At 62.6% G+C, this 23,063-nt stretch carries 12 protein-coding genes and 1 tRNA gene; 10 read left to right on the top strand and 3 right to left on the bottom strand.

Going from position 1 to position 23,063, the window contains the following annotated elements:
• The first annotated feature begins 10 nt into the window (after positions 1–10).
• The 9 genes from AXK12_RS06300 to ispH all read left to right on the top strand — a co-directional run bounded on the left by AXK12_RS06300 (position 11) and on the right by ispH (position 18,035).
• Positions 11–394: a response regulator gene (locus AXK12_RS06300; protein ID WP_068712583.1), complete on the top strand. Its 384-nt coding sequence runs from the start codon at positions 11–13 to the stop codon at positions 392–394.
• A gap of 442 nt (positions 395–836) precedes the next feature.
• Entirely contained in the window at positions 837–2,075 is a 1,239-nt protein-coding gene (locus tag AXK12_RS06295; RefSeq protein WP_068712582.1) for an ABC transporter permease, read from the top strand.
• 68 nt (positions 2,076–2,143) lie between these two features.
• Complete coding sequence (locus AXK12_RS06290) at positions 2,144–2,878, top strand: ABC transporter ATP-binding protein (protein ID WP_068712581.1); 735 nt, start codon at positions 2,144–2,146, stop codon at positions 2,876–2,878.
• Positions 2,879–3,083: 205 nt separating this feature from the next.
• Positions 3,084–6,617, top strand: coding sequence for a PPi-type phosphoenolpyruvate carboxykinase family protein (locus AXK12_RS06285; protein WP_231863567.1), 3,534 nt, complete (start codon positions 3,084–3,086; stop codon positions 6,615–6,617).
• A gap of 15 nt (positions 6,618–6,632) precedes the next feature.
• Positions 6,633–7,796 (top strand): lactonase family protein, encoded by a 1,164-nt coding sequence (locus tag AXK12_RS06280; protein WP_068712580.1) that lies wholly within the window; start codon positions 6,633–6,635, stop codon positions 7,794–7,796.
• 187 nt (positions 7,797–7,983) lie between these two features.
• A complete protein-coding gene (locus AXK12_RS06275; protein ID WP_068712579.1) occupies positions 7,984–10,836 on the top strand; it encodes a type IA DNA topoisomerase in 2,853 nt (950 codons plus the stop codon).
• A 242-nt stretch (positions 10,837–11,078) separates the two neighbouring features.
• Complete coding sequence (locus tag AXK12_RS06270; RefSeq protein ID WP_231863566.1) at positions 11,079–13,139, top strand: potassium transporter Kup; 2,061 nt, start codon at positions 11,079–11,081, stop codon at positions 13,137–13,139.
• Positions 13,140–13,279: 140 nt separating this feature from the next.
• The gene (gene alaS, locus AXK12_RS06265) at positions 13,280–16,099 is read left to right on the top strand and encodes an alanine--tRNA ligase (RefSeq protein WP_068712578.1); all 2,820 of its coding nucleotides are present in this window, start codon (positions 13,280–13,282) and stop codon (positions 16,097–16,099) included.
• Positions 16,100–16,196: 97 nt separating this feature from the next.
• A complete protein-coding gene (gene ispH / locus AXK12_RS06260; RefSeq protein ID WP_068712577.1) occupies positions 16,197–18,035 on the top strand; it encodes a 4-hydroxy-3-methylbut-2-enyl diphosphate reductase in 1,839 nt (612 codons plus the stop codon).
• Between the two features lie 97 nt (positions 18,036–18,132).
• On the opposite strand, the gene AXK12_RS06255 is transcribed toward ispH, so the two are convergent.
• Positions 18,133–19,296 carry a hypothetical protein gene (locus AXK12_RS06255; RefSeq protein ID WP_068712576.1) on the bottom strand — a complete coding sequence of 388 codons (1,164 nt, stop codon included), beginning with the start codon at positions 19,294–19,296 and terminating at the stop codon, positions 18,133–18,135.
• A gap of 53 nt (positions 19,297–19,349) precedes the next feature.
• Entirely contained in the window at positions 19,350–21,383 is a 2,034-nt protein-coding gene (gene glgB / locus AXK12_RS06250) for a 1,4-alpha-glucan branching protein GlgB (protein ID WP_231863565.1), read from the bottom strand.
• A gap of 160 nt (positions 21,384–21,543) precedes the next feature.
• Here glgB and AXK12_RS06245 point away from each other — a divergent pair.
• Positions 21,544–21,621 (top strand) — tRNA-Glu (locus tag AXK12_RS06245).
• A 190-nt stretch (positions 21,622–21,811) separates the two neighbouring features.
• Here AXK12_RS06245 and AXK12_RS06240 read toward each other — a convergent pair.
• A complete protein-coding gene (locus tag AXK12_RS06240; RefSeq protein WP_082782702.1) occupies positions 21,812–22,891 on the bottom strand; it encodes a DUF481 domain-containing protein in 1,080 nt (359 codons plus the stop codon).
• Between the last annotated feature and the right edge of the window lie 172 nt (positions 22,892–23,063).

Raw genomic sequence — 23,063 nt, 5'->3', positions numbered from 1 at the left:
GCTCCTCGCCATGCCCGCTACCCTGCTCCTCGTCGAAGACAACGAAATGAACCGCGACATGCTCTCGCGCCGCCTCGCCACGCGCGGCTACCAAGTCCTCCTCGCCGAAGACGGCCAACAAGGCATCGACCAAACACTCAGCGGTAAACCCGACCTCATCCTCATGGACATGAGCCTGCCCGTGCTCGACGGCTGGGAAGCCACCAAACGACTCAAGGCCGACGAGGCCACACGCCACATCCCCGTCATCGCACTCACCGCCCACGCCATGCGCGGCGACCGCGAACAAGCCCTCGCCGCAGGCTGCGACGACTACGAAACCAAACCCATCGACCTGCCCAAACTCCTCGAAAAAATCGAAGCCCTCATCGCTAAAAACCAAAGTGCACAGTAAACAATCGCGGCCTGCCACTCGCCAAAATAGCAGCGCCACAGGTCCCACTCCGCGTGGGGCGGCAGCGTGTCGCTGCACCCATTTACAGAGCCGCTTGGTTGCCGTGCATTCGCACAGCAGCCAAGCGGCTCTGTGAAAAGGAACCCAAACTTGGCGGCGGGAGTTTATGAGTGATTTTTCCCACCTCGCCCAAACGGGTTATCACTCTACTTTTCCTTTTACTCCTCGCCCTGTCGCAACGCGACAGGGCGGAGTGCTTTCAAATTTGGGATTTCGGTGTCGCGCGATAGCGCGCTGCGAAATCCCAAATTGAATGGGTGCAGGCACAGCCTGCCGCCCCACGCGTAGTGGAAAAAAACACGGTTCCCCGGGGGCGACATGCCACTGAAAACGTAAACCGTTGCGGTCGCTGACCCGAGAGGCAGCATGCTGCGTTTTCCTGATGACTTGGCCCTTTTACCTCGCACTCCGACAACTCTTCCCGAAAGGGCGGGTGTTTCCGTTTTTCACGGTCATCTCCGTCCTCGGCGTGGCGCTCGGCGTCGCGCTACTCATCGTCTCGACCAGTGTGATGGGCGGCTTCGGCCACCAAATCCGTCAGATGATTGTGGATACACAAGGAGAAGTGCAGCTTCGCGCCTATGGACTTTTGCAAGACCCCGAAGCCGTGCTGGCCCAAGTCGAGGCGGTGCCCGGAGTCGTCGCTGCAACGCCCTTTGCCGAAGGCGTTGCGATGCTCGAGTTTGCGCGCAAACCCGTGTTTCCCGCCATCCAAGGCATCGACCTCGAACGCGCTGAAGCGGTCGTGCCGCTACGCCGCTTCGTCCGCGCAGGCTCGCTCGACGCGCTCGACGACGACGGCGTCATTTTGAGTGCGCCCCTCGCGGAAAGCCTCGGGATACGGCTCGGCAGCCGCGTAGACCTCTACTCGCCGCTCCTCCTCGAACGACTCAAAGGCGAGGAACTCCCCATGCCCCGCGAGCTGGAAGTCGTGGGGATTTTTGAAATCGGCCACCAGCAACTCGATAACGCACTCGCGCTCGTGACGCTGCGCACCATGCAGGAACTCTACGGACTCGGCGAAGCCGTCCACGGCATTAACGTAAAGCTCGCCGCAGGCAGCGACCCCGATGCGGTCGCCTCGCGCATCAACGCGCGACTCGCCGACGAGGCCCTGCCCGTGCGAGCCCGCTCGTGGCTCGATGCCAACGAAGACTTCCTCTTCGTCCTCCAACTGGAGAAGAACATGATCTTCTTCCTGCTCACCTTTATCATCGTCGTATCCGCCTTTTCGGTCGCCAGCTCGCTGCTCATCGCCGTGGTGCGCAAAACACGCGAAATCGGCCTCCTCGGCGCGCTCGGTGCACGGCCTTGGGCAGTGGCCGCCTGTTTTTGTTTTCAAGGCTTCTTCATCGGCCTCGTGGGCACAGGCTGCGGGCTCGGCCTAGGACTTACCTTTCTACACTTTCGCAACGATGTCGTGCGCGTCTTCACCGAACTAACCGGCAGCGAAGAGGTGCTCGCGCGGTTTTACCAATTTAGCCAACTGCCCGCGCACACGGCGCGCGCCGACCTCCTCCTCATTATCGCAAGCGCAATCGTCATCTCGACCTTGGCGGGGCTACTGCCCGCATGGCGAGCGGCGCGGCTGCGCCCCGTCGAAGCCCTCCGTGCCGAGTAAGGAAAGCAGACTACGCGCCCGCCACTACCGCAGCCTCGCGACCCGCCACCACGCCCGATACTGCCGCCATGACGCCCACCTCAGAAACCGAGCTCCCCACTAAAGAAAAGACGGCACCCGTCCTCGTCGCGCGTGACCTGCACAAAACCTTTACCAGCGGTGACCGGCGACTCGCCGTGCTGCGCGGTGCCTCGCTCTCCGTGAGCGCAGGCGAGAGTATAAGCATTCGCGGCGAGTCCGGTGCCGGAAAATCCACACTGCTCAACCTGCTCGCCGGACTCGACACCCCTGACTCCGGCGAAGTGCTCTGGCGCTCGCAGAGCGGTTCTTTTGGCGAGCCTCTCGTTGGAGGCCCGTCACGCCTTCTAAAAACTAGAGAGCTAGGAAAGCTGCGCGGCATCATCTTCCAATCGTTCTATCTCGTTCCCGAAATTGATGCGCTGGCGAACGTGCGCTTGGCCGGAGCGATCTGCGGCCTCGCACGCGGCGAGGCCAAGGCACGGGCGCACGAACTTTTGGCCCAAGTCGGCTTGAGCGAGCGCACGCATCACCTGCCCGCACAGCTTTCGGGCGGCGAACGCCAACGCGTCGCAATCGCTCGCGCCCTCATCGCTGCGCCGCCACTCGTCCTTGCCGACGAGCCCACAGGAAACCTCGACGAACGCACAGGCGACACAATCATCGACCTACTCCTCGGGCTCTGCCGCGAACGCCAAACCGCGCTCCTCCTCGTCACGCACAACCCGGCCCACGCCGCCAAGTGCACCCGCCGCCTCGCCCTCCACAACGGGCTTTTCGCATAACGCGTCTCTCGCCTTGGTAAGCCCACGCGGCGAGCGTGCGCAGCACACGTGAGTGGCGAGCCGCGAGCCAGATGCCTCGTCCCTTCGGGCTGCGCCGTAAATAGCAGCGCGGCCACGTTTGAAACGGAAACAGACCCTAATACCGCGCGTTGCGCCCCCGATTTTTCTGGTGAGGCCTTGGAGGCACGCTTTGCTCTGTGCCCAAATGAACGGCATTCCTAGTTCCGAAGAGTTACGCCGCATAGGGCTACGCAGTTCCGCCTCCACCGAGTCGCCGACGCCCGAAGATGAAGCCCTGCTGCCTCTCTACATCAATTTGAGACTGCGCTATCTGGGCCTACCTCCCTTTCCTCTTCAAGAGGGAGCCGCTGCGCTCGACACGCTCACGAGCGGGCTCATCGCGCTAAGCCGCGAAAAAGATCGGCTGCTCTCGCGCTTTCTTTGCCCCGCTGACCGACGTATCCAAAACTACCTCGACCGACTCCTTGGCGAGGGGGCACCCCAACTCCCGCACACGACCTTCGTCCTCGATCGCCACGGACTGGCGCGGACGCTTTCGCTGCCGCCCGACCGCGACCATTTCGAGTCGGCAATCGTCAGCTCTTACCGCGTCCGCCAAGGCGTCTTGCACAACCCGCGCAGCGACCGGCGCACCACTCAGGGCCTCTTTCACATCGCCGAAGGCGGGCTGCCCATCCCCGACGATAAAAAGGCCGTGCCGCTCGATGTCTTTGGCCGCCTGCTCGACCACGCGCTGCGACCGACCGCCGAGCTCATGGAGCTGCCCTTTCTCTCGACCACGCCAAAGCCAGCACACGCCGCACACGCACAGCCGACCGGCTGCTTTCTCTCGCTGCTTCTGCGCCCAGTCATCTGCCCCGCCGTCCCGGGTGTTTCGCCGGAAAAGTCGATGGAGATCCGCTTCTTCGCGCCGGGAAATCTCGTCTGCAACCTCGACTTCGTCGAAAGCATCTTCGGTAACGCGGGCGACCCACGACTCCCCGAAAACGACGCCGCGCTCGACCCCGAACATTGGAGCGGCCACACCGGCTGCGTCATCCTCGCGCCGCACCTCACACGGCTCACCAAGCGCGAACTCGGCCTGCCGCATTGGGACCAGGCAAGCCCACGCCAACAGCGCGACGGCATGTGTTGGCGCGAACCCAGTGAGCTCTACAACGACGGCCAAGCCTTCAAAATCACCGCGCGCGACGCCTCCGGTGTCATCATTACGCTCCTCTCCGACAACTACTTCGGTTACTGCAAAAAAGAGGTCAAAACGCAGATCAGCTACGCGACCAACCTCTACGGCCTCGCCGAAGAGGAGCATGCGGGCGGCGCACTGATCTTCACTCGCTACGATCTTTCGGAGGACTTCAAAGCGAACCGTATCCTCAAAAAATACCCGCACCGGCTCGACGAAGCGCTCGCGCTACTCGGCGACCGCGCCCTGCCCCAGCCCGACGGCTCCGCGCTCGACCGTGATCACCCAGACATCGTTTACGTGCCCGCCGAGTCGCGTTTCACGCTGACCGGCGGCGCCGCGGTCACTTGGCAACACGCAGGCCGCACAGTCACCCAGCTACTCCGGCCCGGCCACGTCTACATCTTGCCCTCGGGTTATAAGGTGCACCTCGAAAAGCCGCGCGACAGCCGCACTTGGCGCCTCGTCGGCACCAACGCCGAGTGCATGCTCGCGCACAAGCCCTGCACCGTCTCCGGAGGAGGTAAGTCAGAAATCTCCAAAAGCCTCTCCGACGCCATCCTCGCGGGTCCCGTCTTCGTGATGGATTTTGAAAGCGATTTTACCCAAGTCGCCGAACTCCTCGCACGCGACTACAGCACGCGCTTTCGCGACACCACCAGACACGGTAGCGACCAGCGGCCCATCCTCAGCAACGAGCGCTCGCTCGGCTCGGTCATCAAGCTCCTCACGCCCTCACGCGCCGAGTTCTCCGCCGACTACAACGACTGGCTGCAAACCATCCCACAGCACATCAAGGAACTCGTTTTTACGGTCAAACGCTTCTACCGCCCCGAGTGGGGCGACGATTGGCGCACGCACTTCGGCGTCGATATCGTCAACGGCACCCCCGCCAACGAGCTGCGCTTCGAGGGGCACCGCATCGACGCCAACTTCCTGCGCGTAGGCTTCCTGCCCGACGGCGGTTGGCGCACCTTTGGGCTGCGGATGGACTTCCAACCCGCGCTCAAAATCCAAGTCGAGGACGACATCACCAGCTCCGTCGTCGTCCCCCGCAAGCAACTCGCGAGCGGCCTCGGCCGGCTCGACGGACTCAGTAGCACGACTGCCGAGCCCTCGCTCAAATTTGTCCACAACTGCGAATACCGGCTCTTCCAGCGGCCCGATGAAGCGATACGCCGCGGCTACGACCACCAGACCGAGAGCGACTTCGCCCAAGAGGATAACTTCTTCTCCAACTACGAGGCACTCACCCCCGCCGACGCCCGCGCACTCGTCGAAGACGCACTGCGCCTCGACCAATTCACCGCGCCCATGCAAGCACTCATCCGCCGCGCCTGCTCGGGGAAGCCAGACTACTTCGTCTCCTCGGCCCACCCACGCATCGTCGATGGGCAGCCCTCGAAAAACCCGCGTTACCTGCAAGTCCGCTCCAACCTGCGCAACCCACGCGAAACCTACATTGCCAAAATCGGGCTGCACCTCGCCCGCCGCGTCCCGCTCGACCAACCCGTGCACACGCCAATCAATGCCGTGCTCGCGGGTCGCCGTAACAACCCCGCCGCGCCAAAGTCCGGCATCCGCTCGCTCGCCGTGTATGGCCCGCTTCACTACATGGAGCTCCCCGAGCTGTTTATGGAGTTTATTTGCAGCCTCACCGGCAAGTCGCCGTCGACGACCGGCGCAGGCTCCGAAGGCGCACTGACCAAAGGCCCCTTCAACGCGCTGCCGCCCATCTACGACCTAAACGCCACGCTCGTCTCCTACGCAGTCACCGGCTACCCAGGCTTCCTTTCCTCGGCAGGCTGCGTGGGCCCAAAGGCGCGCGTCGATCACGACATCAGCCTGCTCATCCCCGAAGTCTGGTGCCGGATCGGCCCGCAAGAGCGCGTCCCCGCCTCACTCATCGCCGAAGGCCACCTCGAACGCTGCGAAGACTTTGAGCACGCAGGCCGCCGCGTTCTCGCCAGCCGACTCGGCTACCGCATCACTCGCCGCTTCGTATCCCATTTTTGCGGACGCGTCTTTAACCACCCGCACGTCATCTTCACCGACGACATGCTGCGCCCCGAGCAGCAATCGCTCGATGAGTTCGCCGACGGGATAGACAACATCGTCTCCACCCAGCGCGCCGTCGCGGAGCACTACTTCGCCGACGGCAGTATCGCGCTCGCCTGCCCGCCACTGCGCGCACTCCTGCACCTCATGCGCGACGGCCACTACGAGGGGGAGACCCTGGCCGCACCCGCTTTCCGCGCACGCTTCGACGCCGCAGCCATCCTCGACAGCGACTGGTATCACGACCGACTCACCGCCAAACAACGCATCGACTCCGCCCAGTGGAGCACACACTGCAGCTATCTCGAAGCCTTCCTCGCACGTGATAGCTACGCCGCCGAGGCCCAACGCCTCGGCATCGCCACGCGCCTCCACGCCGCACGCAAGCGACTCGCCCACGTCCAAAGCCCCGCCTACCTCGACGAACTTCGCGGCACGATCGGGGCCGAGCCCGCACTCGCGCCAAAAGCAGACTAACCCATTCAAAAAACGATGAGCCCCCAAAAGCTAACAAACGATGACGCCGCGGCTCGGTCTGCGACAGCGACGCTGCGCCAAACAAAAGGGCCTGCGCGCCTTTATGTGGGCACTTACACCGGCAGTGGCTCCGAAGGCATCTACACGCTCCAGATCGACCGGCTAAGCGGCGCACTCGCCGTGCCCGAAGTCGCCGCCAAAACCGCCAACCCCACTTGGCTGATAGTCTCGCCCGACAAGCGCAGGCTCTACGCCGTTAGCGGCGGTGACGCCGCGGCGGCGGCCTACGCAGTGGACCGGGTAAGCGGACGACTCACGCCCGCGAGCGAAGCTTATCTCGGCGACGGTAAGCCGCCCTGCCACCTCGCGATTGATGCCACGGCACAGCTCCTCATCGCCTCGCACTATCACCACGGCACTGTCACGACGATCCCGATACAGGCAGGCGGCAACTGGCCCGCAAGCCATGGCGGCACGCTCGGCTCGCCGACCCGCGTGATCGAGCATTCCCGACTCGGCCACCCGACCGGCCCGCACCCCACGCGCCAGGACGCCCCGCACGTTCACTCCGCGACAATCTCCCCCGACAACCGCTACGCCTACATCTGCGATCTCGGGCTCGACCGCATCTACGCCTACGCGCTCGACTCCGAACACGCCACGCTGAGCCCTGCACCCAGCTTTTACACGGCGACTCGCCCCGGCGCAGGACCGCGCCACGCCACCTTTAGCCGCGACGGACGCCTCCTACTCGTCGTGGGCGAGCTCGATAGCACGCTCACTACTTACACCTATAACTCCGAGACTGCCGCCCTCACTCTGGTGGACACGCAGTCACTTCTTCCCGCCAATTTTTCGGGCGAAAACACCGCTGCCGAAGTCCGTATCCACCCGAACGGACGCTGGGTCTACGCCTCCAATCGCGGGCACGACAGCATCGCCACCTTCGCGCTCGACGACACAAGGGGGCAGCTCCGCCTACTCGGCCACACCCCCTCTGGCGGACGCTCCCCGCGCCACTTTGCCATTTGCCCCTGCGGGGGCTGGCTCGTCACCGCCAACCAAGAGTCCAACACCCTCTGCGCCTTCGCCATCGACCAAACGACCGGCCTCCCATCCTCCACACCCACCAGCACCGTGACCGTCCCTAAACCCGTCTGTGTGGTCTTCAGCGAGTGAAGCGCCGTGCCACGCTAGGCCGAGGCCAGTTGCCCACTTCAACACTTCGCGCAGTAAAATTCGGTTTTTTGGTCGCTTTAGCGGACGCCCAGGGCGCCTCCATCTCGCAAACAGACAGGCAGTAGGTCTAGGACTCGGCAAATAAACCGCTAGACGCCGAGTAAGCCGCCCGTTACCGCTCCCGCTAATGAAGTCCCTTATCATCGCGGAGAAGCCGTCAGTGGCGGCCGACCTCGCGCGCGCCCTCGGCAAGCTCCCTAAAAAATCCGATTTTTTCGAAAACGACCGCTACGTCATCTCCTCCGCTGTGGGCCATGTCGTCGAGCTGCGCATGCCCGAGGACATCGATAAGAAAAAATACGGGTTTTGGCGGCTAGAGACGCTGCCCATCATCCCCGAAAAGTTTGAGCTAAAACCCATCGAAAGCTCCAAGGACCGCTTCGCCCTGCTTAAAAAGCTCCTCGCTCGCAAGGACATCGACGAAGTCATCAACGCCTGCGACGCGGGCCGCGAGGGCGAGCTCATCTTTAACTACCTGTATCAACTCACCAAGTGCGCAAAGCCCGTCCGCCGCGCGTGGATACAGACGATGACTCCGCAAGGCATCCGCACCGCCTTTGAGCGCTTGCGCAGTGCCGAGGAAATGGCGGGCCTAGGCGACGCCGCCCGCTGCCGCAGCGAGAGCGATTGGCTAATCGGCATCAATGGCACCCGTGCCATCACCAAGCGGATGTTCGGCTCACGCGCTGGAAACGTCGCCTCCGTGGGCCGCGTGCAGACCCCCACCCTCGCGCTCATCGTGGGGCGCGAGCGCGATATCCGCAGCTTCCAGCCGCGCGACTACTGGCGCATCACGGCGACCTTCCAAATCGCCGCAGGCACCTACGAAGGCACTTACCAACGCCCCGACTTTAAAAAGAGCGACGACGAGCACGACCGCGTTGACCGGCTCTGGGAAAAGACCGCCGCCGAAGCGATTTTAGCCGACTGCGAAAAGGCGCCGCTCGCCCGCGTAAGCGAAGAGAAAAAAGCGGCCACCCAAGCGCCCCCTCGGCTCTACGACCTCACCACCCTCCAACGCGAAGCCAACTCGCGGCTCGGCCTCTCCGCCCGCCGCACACTCCAAATCGCGCAGGCCCTCTACGAGCGGCACAAGGTCATCAGCTACCCGCGCACCGACTCGCGCGCCCTGCCCGAAGACTACATCCCCACCTGTCGCGACGTCCTTGCGCAAATCACCGGCGCCGACCTCGCGCCCCACGCCAGCCGCGTCCTCGACGCCGGTTGGGTACGGCCCAACAAGCGCATCTTTAACAACGCGCAAATCAGCGACCACTTCGCCATCATCCCCACCACGCAAAGTGCCGCCAAACTCGACGACATCGAGGCCAAGGTCTTCGACATGATTGCGCGCCGCTTCGTCGCCGTCTTTCACCCCGCCGCTGAGTTCGCCGTCACCACCCGCACCAGCGAAATCGGCCCGCACCGCTTTAAAACCGAGGGCAAAGTCCTCACCGCCCCCGGCTGGCTCGCCGTTTACGGCCGCAGCGCGATCGACGAAGACGAGGCCGACTCCGCAAATCGTAGCGGCAGCTCCTCGAAAAAAGCCGACTCCGCCAAAGCCAGCACTGGCAACAAAGCCCTCCCCGCACTCGGCCCCACCGAAGCCGACGCCAAAACCCTCTCCGCAGAGCTTCACGCCGAAGCCACCAAAGCGCCCCCACGCTACACCGAGGCCACGCTGCTCACCGCGATGGAGACCGCCGGTAAACTCCTCGACGCCGAGGAGCTCGCCGAAGCCATGAAGGAGCGCGGCCTAGGCACCCCCGCCACCCGCGCGGACACCATCGATGGGCTCATTAACCAGCGCTACCTCGAACGCGAAGGCCGCGAACTCGCCCCGACTCCCAAGGCCGAGCAGCTCCTCGACTTCCTCACTGCAGTCAAAGCCGAGGCACTCACCAGCCCGGCCATGACCGGCGAGTGGGAATTTAAACTCCGCCAAATGGAGCAGTCCCGCTTTGCGAGAAGCGACTTTATGGCCGAAATCGTCGAGCAAACCAAAGCCCTCGTCGAAAACGTAAAACACTTCGAGGAAGACGCCGCCTCGGGCCGCGAAACGACGATCCCCTCGCCCACCGACGGCCTGCCGCTGCGCGAAACCCTGCGCGCCTACAAATCCCAAGATGGCCGCTTAAGCATTTATAAAGTTATCGGCGGGCGAAAAATGGAGGAAGACGAAGTCGCCACCCTCGTCCGCGACCGCGCAGTCGGCCCCCTCGACGGCTTCGTATCCGCAAAAACCCGCTCCCGCTTCGCCGCCGCGCTCAAACTCGTCGAAGATCCCGAAACCGGAAAATGGAAGACCGAGCTCGACTTCGGCGACAAGGTCGACCTCGGCGAACTCGCCCCCGTTTGGCGCGACGAAAAAACCGGTGCCGAACTCTGCGAAACCGGCCCGCACTACGTCTTGCGCCAGCGCAAAGCCGACTCCGACGAGTGGGAGCAAGCCTTCCGCGTGGGCCGCCTCATGTGCCAAAAACCCATTACTCTCGACCACGCCAAGCAACTCGTGACCGAGGGCAAAACCGAGCTCATCCAAGGTTTTATTTCCAAACGCGGGCGCCCCTTCGACGCCTACCTCACCCGCGATGGCGCGCGCATCCGCTGGGAGTTTCCGCCGCGCGCCCCGAAGCTCGGCAAAGACGGCAAGCCCTCCGCCCGAAAACCTAAAACCCCGCCCGACCTCTCTGCGGCGACCGTCCTAGGCGAAAGCAAGCTGCACCGAGGCGGCGAACTCGTGCAAACCGCCGACGCCTACTACGTGCGCAAACCCGACGAGGACGGACGGATCGTCTTCGAGATCAAGCGCAGCCTCTGCGGGCGCGAACTGCAGCCTGAGGAAATCCAGCAACTCGTAAGCGACGGCAAAACCGGCCTCCTCGCCGGCTTCACCTCCAAGCGCGGTTCAGAGTTCAGCGCCTACCTCGTCCTCTCTCCGAGAAAATCCAAAGCCGACTTCGAGTTCCCCCCGCGCTAAGCTGCGGCGGCGCTCTCATCCACGTCGCCGAGCACGATGCAGCGGCGAGCGTGCGCAGCACACGTGAGTGGCGAGCCGCGAGCCAAATGCCCGTCCCTTCGGGCTGCGCCGTAAGTAGCGGCGCGGCTCGCGTTTCAAGCGGGAACAGGCCCTAACTCGTTTTATTTGCGCAGCTAACACCCTATGAGGGCACAGCGAAACGGCTTGGAGCGCGCAGCTTTGGGCGCAAAGCTCTCGCCGCAATGAATCCCAAAGAGCGCGGCAACAACGACGACGCTTCCGTAAGTGACCAGTCCTCGCCCAATGGCGAATCCGCGCAACAACCCGATGAGTCCGCCCAAACTGAGGCGCAGCCGCGTGCTGCCATGCCGCCTGCGGCTTCCGGTTCTCACGCGCCACCACCTGCCGATCCGCACAAACACACGCGCGCAGGGCTCGCGCTAATCGCGCTGGGCGTCGTCTTCGGTGACATCGGCACGAGTCCGCTCTATGCGCTGCGCCAATCGGTCGCCTTACTCCCTGCCGAAGAAGTCACCAGTGGGCTGCTCGGCATCCTCTCGCTCATCTTTTGGTCACTGGTCGGCGTAGTGAGTGTTAAATACATGGGCTTTGTCACGCGCGCGGATAATCGCGGCGAGGGCGGCATCTTCGCCCTCTTCGTAAAGTCGCGGCTGGATAGCCCGGACAAAAAAAAGAAGCACCAGCATCGGCTGCGCCCCCATACGATTCTGATCCTTATCGGGGCCTGCATGCTTTGCGGCGAGGGCGTCATCACCCCTGCGATTTCGGTGCTTTCGGCAACGGAAGGCCTGAGCCTGGTCGCGCCCGAAACGAGCCCACTCGTCGTACCGCTCGCCATCATGCTGCTGCTGGGGATTTTTTGGTTTCAGAGTAAAGGCTCGGAGAAGATCGGACGCATCTACGGCCCCATCATGCTGCTTTGGTTTACGGTGCTGGGCGGCCTCGGGCTTTGGCAGGTTATCCGTGAGCCGCTAGTCCTCCAAGCGCTGGCCCCGTGGCACGGGTGGCGGCTCCTCTGGCAACACCCGCTGGAGGTCAGCGCCTTGCTTGGTGCGGTCGTGCTCGCGATTACGGGAGTGGAGTCGATTTACGCGGACATGGGCCACTTCGGGCGGCGGGCGATTATGCACGCGTGGTATGTCGTCGCGCTGCCCGCGCTGGTGCTCAACTACTTCGGCCAAGGCGCGCACATCCTCGCCGAGCACGCGGCGGGCCACTCGGTGGATAACCCATTTTTAGCAATCGCTCCCGAGGGGGCGGCACGGCTCGCGCTCATGCTACTCTCTGTCCTCGCCGCTGTGATTGCGAGCCAAGCCCTGATCTCGGGCACGTTCTCGATGATTCGCTCGGCGATACAGTTCGGCTTTTTCCCACGGCTCAAAGTCCTGCACACGAGCGCGGCACACCGCGCACAAATCTACATCCCGCTCGCCAACGCCGCGCTGTGCATCGGCTCGATCACCATCGTGCTCGCGTTCCAAACGAGCTCATCGGTGGCCGCCGCCTACGGGGTCGCTGTCACAGGAGCGATGGTGATTACGACCTTCGCCTTTTACCTTGTCGCGCAGCGGGCCTGGGGCTGGTCACGCGCGCGGGCACTGCCACTTTGTGCGCTCTTTGGCGTGGTCGATTTGGCCTATTTTTATAGCAACCTCCACAAGTTCGCCGATGGCGGTTGGGTGCCGCTGGCAATCAGCGTCGCCCTGCTCGTGGTGATGCACACATGGCGCTCGGGGAAAAATGAGGTCTTCGCCCGTGTCTACGCCAATGACATTACTGAAGACGAGCTGTGCAACATCGCCGCCAGTCCGCACATCACGCGCGTGCGCGGCACCGCCGTTTTCATGGCGGGTAACCCCAAGGGCACGCCGCTTGTCCTCCTCCATCACGTTAAAGCGAACAAGGTGCTGCACGAGACAGTGGTCCTGCTTAGCGTGATGACTTCCGACGCGCCTTACGTGCCCGCCAACGAGCGGATCGAGGTCCGCCCGATCGGTGAGAACGGCGTCTGGCGGGCGATCGCACACTACGGCTACATGGAGTCGCCCGACGTCGCCGCACTCATTGAGCAACTCCGCGACCAAGGCGGCGTGCCACTCGTCCCCGCCGAGGCCACCTATTACTTTAACCGCGAGATGATTATGTCCGGCGGCGTGGCGCGACTGCCCGAATGGCAAAAACACTTTTATGGCTTCCTTAGCCGCAACGCCCGCCAAGCCCGCGACTACTACCAACTCCCGCCCATGCAAATCATCGAGGTCGGCCTACCCATTCAGTTATAGCGGCGCCGGACTGCCTCCACCCATTTAGCATCTCGGAAAAGTGGGCGCCGTGAACTTTGCCCAAGCTGGCTCTCCTTCATAAAAAGAGTCGCCGAGCTAGGCGGCCCGCACTTGTGATTTGGCCCTTTCGTCTTTCGCCAATGACCTCCGCCGAGATCCGCCAGTCCTTCTTCGACTTCTTCGCCCAACGCGGGCACACCATCGTGCCCTCCGCGCCGCTGCTGCCGAGCTCACCCGGGCTGCTGTTCACCAATGCGGGGATGAACCAGTTCGTCCCCATCTTTCTCGGCGAGGCCGAACCGCGCGTCAGCCAATGGGCCGGGGCCCGGCCCGCTCGCGACACCCGCGCCGCCGACACGCAAAAATGCATCCGCGCAGGCGGAAAGCACAACGACCTCGAAGACGTGGGCTTCGACACCTACCACCACACCTTCTTCGAGATGCTCGGCAACTGGTCCTTCGGCGACTACTTTAAGGCCGACTCGCTGCGCTGGGGCTGGGAACTGCTCACCCAAGTCTGGGGCATCCCCGCCAAACGACTCTTCGCCACCATTTACGCGCCGGACAAAGCCCAAGGCGACCCAGCGGACTTTGACCAAGAAGCCTACGACATCTGGGCCGAGATTTTCAAAAATGCAGGGCTCGACCCCGCGCTGCACATCGTCCACGGCGGTAAAAAAGATAACTTCTGGATGATGGGCGAGACCGGCCCCTGCGGCCCGTGCTCGGAGTTGCACTTCAACTTACTGCCCGACGACGACGAGGCCGCGGGCCGGGCACTCGTCAACCGCGACTCGCCACGCTGCATCGAGATTTGGAACCACGTATTCATCCAGTTTAACGCCAATGCCGATGGCAGCTTCGCGCCACTCGCCGCCAAACACGTCGATACTGGCATGGGCTTCGAGCGCGTCGCCGGGCTCTACGCCACGACACGCGGGTTTACCGACTTCACTGCCGAGCCCTCCAACTACGCCGCCGACCTCTTCGCCCCACTCTTTGCCGAAATCGCCGCGCGCTCCGGCAAACACTACGCGGGCACCGTCCCCGCTCGCCGCGACCACCTCAGCGAGCAAGAGCAAATCGACGTCGCCTTCCGCGTGCTCGCCGACCACGCCCGCTGCCTCACCTGCGCAATCGCCGACGGCATCATGCCCGGTAACGAAGGGCGCAACTACGTCATCCGCCGAATCCTCCGACGCGGTATCCTCTATGGCGCAAAGCTCGGGCTAAAAACCGGTTTCTTTGAAAAACTCGTCGCGCCCGTAGTCGCCTCGCTCGGACCCGTTTTTAAGGAAGTGGCCGAACAAGAGAAAATCATCTGCCGCATCATTCGCAGCGAAGAGGAATCCTTTGGTCGCACACTCGAGCGCGGACTCACCCTTTTTAATCGCGCTGCGGGCAATGCGGAGGCGCAAGCGGCGCCCCACGCCGAATCGGCGCACGCAAAAAAACTCTCGGGCGAGGCCGCCTTCGAACTCTACGACACCTACGGCTTCCCGCTCGACATGACCCAGCTCCTCGCCACCGAGCGCGGACTATCGGTCGATACGCAAAAGTTTGAGGCGCTTATGGAGCAGCAGCGCGAGCGTGCCCGCGCCGCGCAAAAGAAAGAGATCGTCGTCGCCGCGACCGAAGGCAGCGAGACGGGCACGGCAAACGCCGCCGCACTCACGCCAACCCGCTTCGTCGGCTACACGCAGCTCGACGCCTCCGCCACACTCGTGGAGCTCATCCGCAGCGAAGGCGCAAAAAAAGCCGATACCACGGCGGCCACCTACCTCGTTTTTGACCAAAGCCCGTTTTACGCCGAGATGGGCGGCCAGGTCGGCGACACCGGAAAAGTCACCATCGGTAAAGAGACGCTGCGAATCACCGACACGGTAAAAGACGGAAATGATCGGCACCTCCACCGTATCCACACAGACGATACCGCGGCGGCGGACGCGCTCACGGTCGGTAACTCCGCTACGCTCTCGGTCGATGCTGAAGCGCGCGCCGCCATCACTCGTCACCATACGGCGGCACACCTCGTCCACTGGGCCTTGCGCCAAGTCCTCGGCCCGCATGTCCGCCAAGCCGGAAGCTCAAACACAACGCAACGGCTGCGCTTCGACTTCTCACACTTCGAGGCCATGCGGCCCGAAGAACTCCGCGAGGTCGAGCGACTCGTCAACGCGCGCATCCTCGAAAACGCGGAAGTCCAAGCCTACGAGACCGAGTTCGACAAAAAGCCCGCCGATACGCTCGCCTTCTTCGGCGACAAATACGGACACATCGTCCGCGTGGTCGATACGGGCGGCTTTAGCCGCGAACTCTGCGGCGGCACGCACGTCACCCGCACCGGGGAGATCGGCCTAATTAAACTCGTAGGCGAGTCGGCTATCGCGGCAGGCACGCGCCGGATTGAGGCCGTCGCCGGACAAGCCGCCTACGACCTCGTCGCGACGGAAGAGGCCGCACTGCGCGCGCTCTGCGCACGACTCGGGGCAAGCCCCAGTGACGCACTCGCCCGGCTCGATGCGCTGCTCGACACTCAAAAAGAGCTCGAACGCAAATTGAAGAGTTTTAGCCAAAAAGCCGCTGCTGGCCTCGCCGATGAACTCACCGCCAAGGCCCAGCCGCTCGATGCGGCCAACGCAGCAGCGGAGCCGACCGCAGCGCTCAAACGAGTCATCGCCGTCGTCGAGGTCGAGTCCCCCGAAGCCCTGCGCACGCTCGGTTCGCAAGTGCTCGCAAAGCTCGGCGAAGGCGTCGTGCAGCTCGGCGCGGCCTTTGGCGAAAAGGCGACAGTCGTCGCCTTTTGCTCGCCCGCGGCAATCGCCGCCGGATACCAGGCTGGAAAACTCGTGGCCGCACTCTCGGCGCAGATCGGCGGCAAAGGCGGCGGTAAACCCGACTTCGCAATGGGCGGTGGCGCAGTCAGCGACCGCTGGCATTCATGGCGGGCGAGTCTATAACTCGCCAGCCCTGTGACGACCTGCGAAAAACGGCCTCGGCCACCGAGGCTAACGCCCGCGCCGTCATTCTGAACCAAACGCCAAAACGGAATCCTTCATGCAGCCCTCGGCCACCTCTCAAGAATCGCCCTCAGTCATTGTCGGCTTCGACTGCTGTAACCGGCTGGCCGTGCTCAATCGCAAGGATCGGCTGGAACTGCCGTTTTACGCAAACGCCCTCGCCGCCGCTGTCTCAAAAATCGAAACCGCGTTCGGCAGCGGGAGTTTCACTGCCCCGGAACCGCAATTTTCCGCAAAGCTGCCCCCCGACGCAGACAGGGAGAATGCCGGCCCCGTGCAGGTTTACTTTTCGCAGGTCAGGGCGGTCGCCAACGCCAAATCCGATATTAAGTTTCACTCAATCGAGTCGCTAGAAGCCCGCGCTTCAGAGCTCGCACCCGAGCTGCACGCACTCCTCGCGCTGCTCGAGCCACACCTGCTGCGCATCCCCTACCTACACCTGGGCGAAAACGACTTCATCTATAAGTTTCGCCCAGAGAAGGAGCGTAACGTCGCCATCTACGCCAACGACGACGCCTCTAGCGCGCTTTACCAGTCAAAGCTCTGCGAACTGATTAAGGCGCGGGCACGCACACGCGAGGGCTCGGCCAGCGCGCCAGTGATGCTCGATTTCGGGCCGGTCGCTTACCACATCCCCAGCCACTTCGGGTTTTGCCTCGGCGTGAAAAACGCCATCGAGCGCGCCTACGAAGCCCTCGCCGCCAACCCGGGCCGCCGCGTTTTCATGCTCTCCGAGCTGATTCATAACCCCTTCGTCAACGCCGACCTGCTCCGACGTGGGCTCCGCTACCTGCAAAGCGATAAAGGCGTCGCGTTTAGCGTGGATGGAAAGCCGCGCGAGACTCCCGCACGCGAGAACTCCAGCCGGACACAGGCCAACAACGAGCCCCCCGTGCCCAAAGGAGAACAAAGCCGTGTCTTACTCTGGGATACGCTCACGAGCGACGACGTGGTGATTATCCCGGCCTTTGGGGCGACAGATGAGGACAAGCGGCGGCTCGTTCGCAAAGGGGTCGCCGTCTGCCAATACGACGCCACCTGCATGCTTGTAGAAAAGGTCTGGAAAGCCGCGCGCAACTACGGCCGCAAAGGCTACACCGTCATCATTCACGGCAAGGCCGAGCACGAGGAGACCAAGGCGACCTTCTCCAACACCCGTCGCTACGCGCCCGCCCTCATCGTCCGCGACCTCGCCGAGGTGCGGCGATTGGAGCGTATCATCGCAGCGACTACGCCAGCCGAAGCGGAGGCAGCCCGCGCTGCGTTTTACGAGTTTTTCAAAGGCAAGCACACGCCCGACTTCGATCCCATTCGCGACTTGGCACGCGTCGCCGTGGTCAACCAAACCACGCTTCTCGTCAACGAGACCCGCGCCATTATCGACTACTTGCGCGAACGCTACACCGCCCGCTACGGCGCAGAGGACGCGGTAGAGCGCGTCGGCGGCAGCAACAAAAACGACACGCTCTGCTACGCCACCCAAGTCAATCAAGACGCGCTGGCCAAGGCACTCGAAGGCCCGCTCGACGCGGCCTTCGTCATCGGCGGCACCAACTCGTCGAACACTTATCAACTCTACCGGCTGTGCGAAAACGCGCTGGGCAAACGCGCACACTTTATCCAGTCGGAGCGCGACATTTTAAGCGCACACGAAGTCGAGCACTTCGTCTTCCCCTACGAGCGCGGAGCCCAAGCCCACAAAGAACACCGCCCGCTGTGGACGAATCTAGAGCCGAAGAAACACGTGCTGATTACGGGCGGTGCCTCCTGCCCCGACGGGATTATCCAGCAAGTGATCACCCGCCTAAACGGCTTTTTCCGGCCCGAAACCCTCCGCCCAATCGACCGCCTTCTCGCTGAGCTAGAGGGGGACTAAGCGAGTCTGCGCGCGCGCCCTCTCGCTTAGTCGTTTCACGGCACAGGCGGGACGCTTTACTTTTTCCGCCCCACACTGGCCGGCCCGCGAGCGAATATCAGAACTTGTATTGGAGGCCGGCGCGGAAGCCGTTGAGCGACTCCAGGTCAATGTGTGCCGAGTAGGCCGTGTCGCCGTCTTCGAGGTCATGGTTGTAGCTTTCACCAGACTGGAAGAACGCACCGGCATAGAAGCCCGCCCGCTCAGTAATCATGTAGTGCAAGGTCACATCCCCATAGTAGCCGGTCAGCACCTTGCTATCGGAGTCTTCCATCCGCGTCACAATCTCACCGCCAGTATCGAGAAGGAAGAGCGTCTCCACATTGTAAGTGGTCCCCGAATACATGAGGACGGGGCCCGCGCTGATGCTGAGCTTAATCTTCTCCGAAATGTCGTAAAGGAGCGTAGGGCCGGCGCGAAAACTGACGTAGGTGCCCTTGAGCTTCCACGCGTTGAAAACCTGCGAGTCGCCCACACCGATATCGATACCTTGCGAGTCAGGCGCACGGCCAAGAAGCACGGTCGTGTCGATGGTCTTCTCCGCATCGTTGGGATCGACGATTGACGAAGGCGCGTTATAGGGCGGACCGCTCGGAAGCGTCTGACCCGCGAGCGAGTAAAGATCGCGCACGGTCGTGAGCGACGCGGTCACGCTGTCGCGCGCCGCACCGGAAACGCTGTTTACGCTAAAGCCTGCGAAAAGCTGCCACTGCAGCCGCTTGCCAATGTGCCCCATGTCGCGCGTCACAAGCAGCTCAGCCCCGAAGTCGCTGCCTTGCTTGCTTTGATGCGTGCCGCCATCGGTCACTTCCGCACTGTAGAGATGCATGGCGACGTCCTGCCCGCCGTTCACCAGCTGCTTAGCGTCAACCATGCCCCAAGTATTCGTCTTACCATCGGCCGGGTTGCCCTCACGCTGGTCTAGCCCCACAAAGCCATCGTTGTACTGGCGGGCTTGGTCGGTGATTGAAGGGTCGAGAGCCTGGGAAAGATCGCCGACTGTATTTCCGTGTCCCGAAAAGGTCACTTTCGGCCCGCTAACTGCGCGGAAGCCCACACTCATGTTAAACTTCTGCTCCACATGCAGATCGCCGAAATCGAAGTTGGGCAGTTCGCTTTCGGGCCTAGCCGGTTCGGTATTGCTTGCGCTCTGGGCAAGGGCCGCGCAAGGGGCGAGGGCGGCAGCAGCGAGGAGCGTGATAGTCGGTAAAAATCGCTTCATCAGGGAAAGGTATGAGCGCACTATCCGAGTGCTTGTTCCCACGAGTCAACGGGCTATTGTGGCCCGACCTCGCACCTGAAAAACAGCACCGTGTGCGGTGGGAGTGTGAGCAGCAGAGATTGGGGATGACCGTCGGCAGGGATGGGCTCGGTGTGCCGCGCTCCATCGTTGCCAAGCCCGCTACCCCCGTAGTGCGCACTGTTAGTGTTGAGGATTTCGCGCCAAAGCCCGGCCTGCGGCACGCCCACTCGGTAGTGCTCGCGGACGACAGGCGTAAAGTGACCGACGATCGCAATGAGCGCCGCGCAGCTGCGCCTACTTTGCGCGCTAGCGTCGCCGCCAGCACCGCCTACTGAAGGGCGCGCGGCGGCGCTCGCTTTGCGCAAATAGGCGATCACGCTCGCATCGGTATCGTAGCACGCGAGCCACTGAAAACCCTCGGGCGAAAGATCGCTAGTGCCCAGCGCAGGCTCGCTGCGGTAGAGCTGGTTTAAGTCGCGCACGAGGCGCCGCACGCCTTCGTGGTCGGCGTATTGGCACAAATGCCAATCGAGGCTGCGGTTGTGGCTCCACTCGGCGGACTGCGCGAACTCACCGCCCATGAAGAGCAGTTTTTTACCCGGCCAAGCCCACATGTGCGCGTAGAGCGCGCGCAAGTTTGCCGCTTTTTCGGGGATGTGCTCCGCGCCCATTTTTAAAAGCAGCGAGCCTTTCCCGTGAACAACCTCGTCGTGTGAAAACACGGTTATGAATTGCTCCGAGTACTGGTAAAGCATCCCAAAGCTGAGGTCGTTGTGGTGCCATTTACGGTGCACCGGCTCCTTCGCGAAGTAGTGCAGCGTGTCGTGCATCCAGCCCATGTTCCACTTAAAGTCGAAGCCCAGCCCGCCCTCGGCAAGCGGGCGCGTGACGCCGGGGAAGGAGGTCGACTCTTCGGCGATCCGCAACACGCCCGGGTGGTAGTGCTCGATGAGCCCGTTAACGTGTTTGAGAAAAGCGATCGCCTCCAGGTTTTCGCGGCCGCCGTACTGGTTGGGAATCCACTCTCCCGAGGCACGCGAGTAGTCCAGATAGAGCATGGAGGCGACAGCATCCACGCGCAGACCGTCGATATGGTAGCGCTCGAGCCAGAAGAGCGCATTGGCGGCGAGGAAGCCGCGCACCTCGTTGCGCCCGTAGTTAAAGATAAGTGTCCCCCAGTCCATGTGCGCGCCCTGGCGCGGGTCAGCGTGTTCGTAGAGCGCTGTCCCATCGAACTGCGCGAGCGCGAAGGCATCGCGCGGGAAGTGCGCGGGCACCCAGTCGAGGATGACACCGACGCCGCGCTGGTGCAGGTGGTCCACGAACCACGCAAAGTCCTCCGGCGTACCGTAACGCTGCGAAGGCGCGTAAAACCCCGTCACTTGATAGCCCCAAGAGCCATCGAAAGGATGCTCGGCGATCGGCATGATCTCCACATGCGTGAAGCCCATCTCCACTGCGTAATCGGCAAGCTGTGGCGCGAGCTCACGGTAGCTGAGGAGACGATCGGGCTCGCTCGGGTCGCGCCGCCAAGAGCCGAGGTGCACTTCGTAAATCGAGATCGGCCTGTCTAAAGTTTCGCGCGCGGCACCCGACTCACTTGATCGGCTCACCGCGCCTTCGCGCCGCGCCTGCATCCACTCCGCATCGCCCCATTGGTAGCTGCGTGTGTCACAAACGATGGCCGCGTTACCCGGAGCCGCCTCGAAAGATTGCCCATAAGGATCGGTCTTTAGCTGCGAGTGCCCGCTCCGATCGCAAATTTGGAATTTGTATAAAACCCCAGCACCGAGCCCAGGCACGAAACGCTCCCAGACGCCTGAACTGCCGAGCATACGCAGCGGGTGCGCCGCGCCATCCCAGCCGTTGAAATCGCCGACCACCCAGACTTGAGACGCATTCGGTGCCCAGGCCGCGAAACTCACGCCCGCGACGCCCTCGTGCACGCAAAGCTGCGCCCCGAGCTTGTCGTAAATCCGATGCGCGGTGCCCTCGTTAAACAGGTGCAAATCGTCTGCGCTCAAGGTTGGGGGAAAGACGTGAGGCTCTTTTTTCGGCTTAGGCATGACGTGTGTTGGGGTACTCAGGACACAGTGGCGACACTCCTTCCCCATCTCGACAAAATAAAGGCCACACGAAAACATATCCGCCCACGCCTCACTTCGCTTAAAATTTACCTTGCGCAGCGGGAACCCCATCGTAGCGTCCGCGCTCCGTTTTGGTTCTGTCCCCATCGTCTAGCCCGGCCTAGGACACCACCCTTTCACGGTGAGAACCGGGGTTCGAATCCCCGTGGGGACGCCACCAAAAAGCAACGACTGCGCTCGTCTTATCGCGCCTTGCAGGAAGCTGCTGGCAAAATGAGCCGCGCAAGCAACAAGGCCCGCCACTCCCTCCCGAGTCGCGGGCCTGCTCGTTTTTAGAAGAGCCACACAGAAGAAAACCTCAGTGCACTCGCGAGCGATTCTTCGTGAGCGCGAGGGCCACGGGCACTTCAGAAGGCGTAACCTACGGAGGTAGTAATCCGCTGGTCGGTGCGCGCCTCCTTTACGAGGATTGAGTTATCGTATTCGTATTCGAAGCGCAGTACGAGTGCGATCCGCTCGGTCATCTTTCCTTGGAGGGCGCTATTAAAGCGCACCTTGTAGTGCGAGTTATCGACACTGGTTCCGACCACACGCCCATCGGTCGAGTACAGCACATTCAGCCCTTCGCTAATCGTGAAGCGGTGGTTGAGCTTGTAACCGTAGTCCTGAAACACCTCGCCGAGGTAGAGGCTACTTTGGGACAGGCCTGTGACATCACGATACAGCCCCGTGATCCCCACGCCTGCGTTGAGCTCGTGCCGCTCGTCCTTAAAGACTTGATAGCCCAAGCTCACGTTTTGCTCCGCATTAAACGCGATTTGCGCGACCCGGTCGCGCAGGTAGCTCGTCAGACTCTGTGTAAAGAAGCGCGGCCCGAGCTCCCGCCGCCAACGCAGGTCAGCATTGATCCGGTCGTTGGCCACTTGGTCTGCATTTTTACCGTAAAGGTAGCGGCTGCGCAGCCGGTAGTTGTTGCGCTTCGTGACGCGCGACGCCTCTAGGCGAACCGAGGAGTTTTGGTTCTTGCTGCGCCCGGTCTGGCTGAAAAGCGCGAGCTCGATTTGCCCGCTCCAAGTGACGCGCGGCGGCACTTGGACACCGCCCGAACTATCCGCAGTGCCGTCACTCTCACCCGCCTCGACATCGGCGACCAACGGGGCCACAGCCTCCGCGCCCGCCTCGATCTCAACCCCCGCCTGCGCTTGCGCGAGCTCTGCGGCGGAAGCCTCTGATTCGCTCGCCGCAACGCTCTGCGGCCCCTCCTCCACTAAAGTCGCCACACTCTCATCAATCACGAGATCGCCCAACACTGCCGAGCGAAAGTGCAGCTTCCCCTCGCTGCGCTCAATGAGCGTGCCTGTAAGCCGATCGCCATTGCTCAAACGCAACTCCGCAGCCGCCAAGGGTTCGGCACTTCCGGCAAGAACGAGCGCGACAACCGAACTTAATACAAAACGGACAAAACAGGCGGGCGAACAGTGGGACATGGGAAAATCGAGGCGGAAGGGAATGCTAGAAAAGGAAACTGCGAGCCAGAACCACACACTCGCGCAACTTTACCACCAAAATGATACGCTACGTAGGATCCGCCCCACACTACGCAGTGAAAGTAAGCTCACTCGCAGCGCGGCTCGCGCTTGAAACGGGAGCAGCCCCTCG

Source organism: Cephaloticoccus capnophilus, assembly GCF_001580045.1.
In the GTDB taxonomy this organism is placed as follows: domain Bacteria; phylum Verrucomicrobiota; class Verrucomicrobiia; order Opitutales; family Opitutaceae; genus Cephaloticoccus; species Cephaloticoccus capnophilus.
The sequence above is the reverse complement of the archived record's forward strand: the minus strand, read 5'-3'. Positions and strand labels throughout refer to the sequence as shown.